3 protein-coding genes and 1 pseudogene are annotated in these 2,018 nt (G+C 65.0%); 3 read left to right on the top strand and 1 reads right to left on the bottom strand.

Annotation, left to right across the window (positions count from 1 at the left end):
- The 3 genes and pseudogenes from MPC4_RS17230 to MPC4_RS21540 form a co-directional block, all read left to right on the top strand.
- Nucleotides 1–806 (top strand): annotated as a pseudogene (locus tag MPC4_RS17230) (PEP-utilizing enzyme); the annotation flags it as partial.
- A gap of 168 nt (nucleotides 807–974) precedes the next feature.
- Entirely contained in the window at nucleotides 975–1,514 is a 540-nt protein-coding gene (locus MPC4_RS21545) for a LysR family transcriptional regulator (protein WP_174513608.1), read from the top strand.
- Entirely contained in the window at nucleotides 1,430–1,813 is a 384-nt protein-coding gene (locus MPC4_RS21540; protein WP_174513609.1) for a LysR substrate-binding domain-containing protein, read from the top strand. Before MPC4_RS21545 ends, MPC4_RS21540 begins: the two co-directional genes overlap by 85 nt.
- Here the strand turns inward: MPC4_RS21540 and MPC4_RS21535 are convergent.
- Nucleotides 1,768–1,956 carry a DUF2274 domain-containing protein gene (locus MPC4_RS21535; protein WP_174513607.1) on the bottom strand — a complete coding sequence of 63 codons (189 nt, stop codon included), beginning with the start codon at nucleotides 1,954–1,956 and terminating at the stop codon, nucleotides 1,768–1,770. The two genes, MPC4_RS21540 and MPC4_RS21535, sit on opposite strands and share 46 nt — an antisense overlap.
- Nucleotides 1,957–2,018 lie beyond the last annotated feature (62 nt).

Below are 2,018 nucleotides of genomic sequence, written 5' to 3'. Positions count from 1 at the left end.
CGCTCGACCAGTTGCTCCATCCGACGATTGACCCAAAGGCCGAGCGCAAAATCGTCGCGACCGGCCTGCCGGCTTCGCCGGGCGCTGCGAGCGGCGAGATCGTCTTCAGTTCCGAGGACGCCGAGACGGCCAAGGCGGCGGGCAAAGCCGTGATCCTCGTGCGCATCGAGACCAGCCCGGACGACATTCACGGCATGAATGTCGCCGAGGGCATTCTGACGACGCGCGGCGGCATGACCTCCCATGCGGCCGTGGTGGCGCGCGGCATGGGCAAGCCCTGCGTCTCCGGCGCCGGAACAATCCGCATCGATTGCCGGTGACGATCCGCCTGCTCGATCCGCCTCTGCACGAGTTTCTGCCGCAATCGGACGAAGAGATCGCAGAGGTCGCCGCGTCAATGGGCGTCCCAGCCGACACCCTCAAGCGCCGGGCCGCCGAATTGCATGAATTCAATCCGATGCTCTCGATCGCGCGCGCCTGCATTTCGGCGATCTCGGGGGACTCTGCCGGTCTGCTTTCCGGCGGCGATGGCGCCCTCGAGGCGTGCCGATCCGTTCGTGTCGATTGACGTGGATGGAGTCGGCTCATTGCTTGCGGTCGCCGTACTGGGAGGCCGGCAGACGCGTCCCGGCATAAAGCTCGGAATTTGCGGCGAACACGGCGGTGATCCAACCTCGGTCCACTTTTGTGAGCAACTGGGGCTGACGTATATGTCCTGCTCACCCTACCGCGTGCCGATCGCCCGTCTTGCGGCGGCTCAGGCTGCATTGGGAACGCGAAGCCGATTGCGGACAACGGTGGCCTGAAGCGCCGGATTTTCCGAGAGATGCGCTTTCGACTGACGGTCGTTGAGGGCGCCTCTGATGACGGAACTGTGTACGACTGTCGAACGTTCAGCGCCTCGGCCGCCTGTCGCAGGCTTCTATGCTGTGATGCGACGATCGCCCACCTGAGATCACAAAGCTCGACTGTCAATGCTGACGCTCAGCCGACGTCTGCGTGATCTGGAGCACCGGCTGGGCTCCGTGGTGTTCGAGAGAACCACCGGCGGGACGCGGTCGACGACAGCCGGCCAGGAGTTCCTCGACACGGCGCGGCGCATCGTCAACGACGTGGACGCCGCCTTCGCCGGGCTGAAGGTCCGCTCCCGCGGCGAAAGGGGCGGTCTGACCGTCGGCGTCTGCGGGGCGCTGTCCGCCGGCAATTTGCGCGCCACGCTAATGGAGCATCAGCGACGCTTTCCCAACGTCGACGTCAAGGGCGTCGATGGACGCCGCGTTCTTCTTCTCTCCGACCTCTCCGCAGACGCCATTGACGTCGCCATCATGACGGCCGCTTCTGCCGCCTGGGCGGATAAAGCGCTCCCGCTGTGGAGCGAGCGCGTCGTCGTCACCGTTCCTGAAGGGCCCCCCCCCTTTACGACCACGAGATCATCCAATGGACCGAGCTGGAGGGCGAGAATGTCCTGGTCACCGAGCGCGATCCCGGGCCGGACTACGAGCGCCTTCTGCTGAGCAAGCTCGGCTCGCAGCGGGAATGCCGACTCGTGCGGCACAAGCTGGGGATCGAGCGTCTTCTGAGCTTTGTCGGCGCCGGGCTCGGCCTTACGCTCGTCGCGGAAGGCGCGACCGGCGCAGCCCATCCTGGCGTCGCCTATCGCGAGGTTCAGGACGGCGACGGTCCGACTCGCCTGAACTTCGTGGCCTACTGGCGGCAGGCCAACAGAAATCCCACGCTCGCGCCGTTCCTCGACCTGCTGCGCGAGCGCTATCCCGATCTGTCGGCGCCAGGAGCGCCCGCAGAGGAGGACTGAATTGGCTCGCCTCGCCGCAATTTGGCGAACGCGCGATCAGTTGTCATAAAGCACTTGATCATCGGCGCGATGAGCTTTGCGTGTCGATTTCCACTGAGAACTGACCCAGGCAGCCCGGGTTTTTCCGCCGAGAACTGACCCATGTTCGAACCTTACCCCTTTGGCCTGGCCGGGGGGCGATGGAGTGATCGACATGGAGTTATTG

The organism is Methylocella tundrae (assembly GCF_901905185.1).
GTDB lineage: Bacteria > Pseudomonadota > Alphaproteobacteria > Rhizobiales > Beijerinckiaceae > Methylocapsa > Methylocapsa tundrae.
This window is presented reverse-complemented; position numbering and strand designations above follow the sequence as displayed.

Bases quoted from the DNA above. Each gene is read 5' to 3' on its own strand.
- MPC4_RS21545 (WP_174513608.1), top strand. From the start codon at position 975: ATGCTGACGCTCAGCCGACGTCTGCGTGATCTGGAGCACCGGCTGGGC.
- MPC4_RS21535 (WP_174513607.1), bottom strand. From the start codon at position 1,956: ATGGGTCAGTTCTCGGCGGAAAAACCCGGGCTGCCTGGGTCAGTTCTC.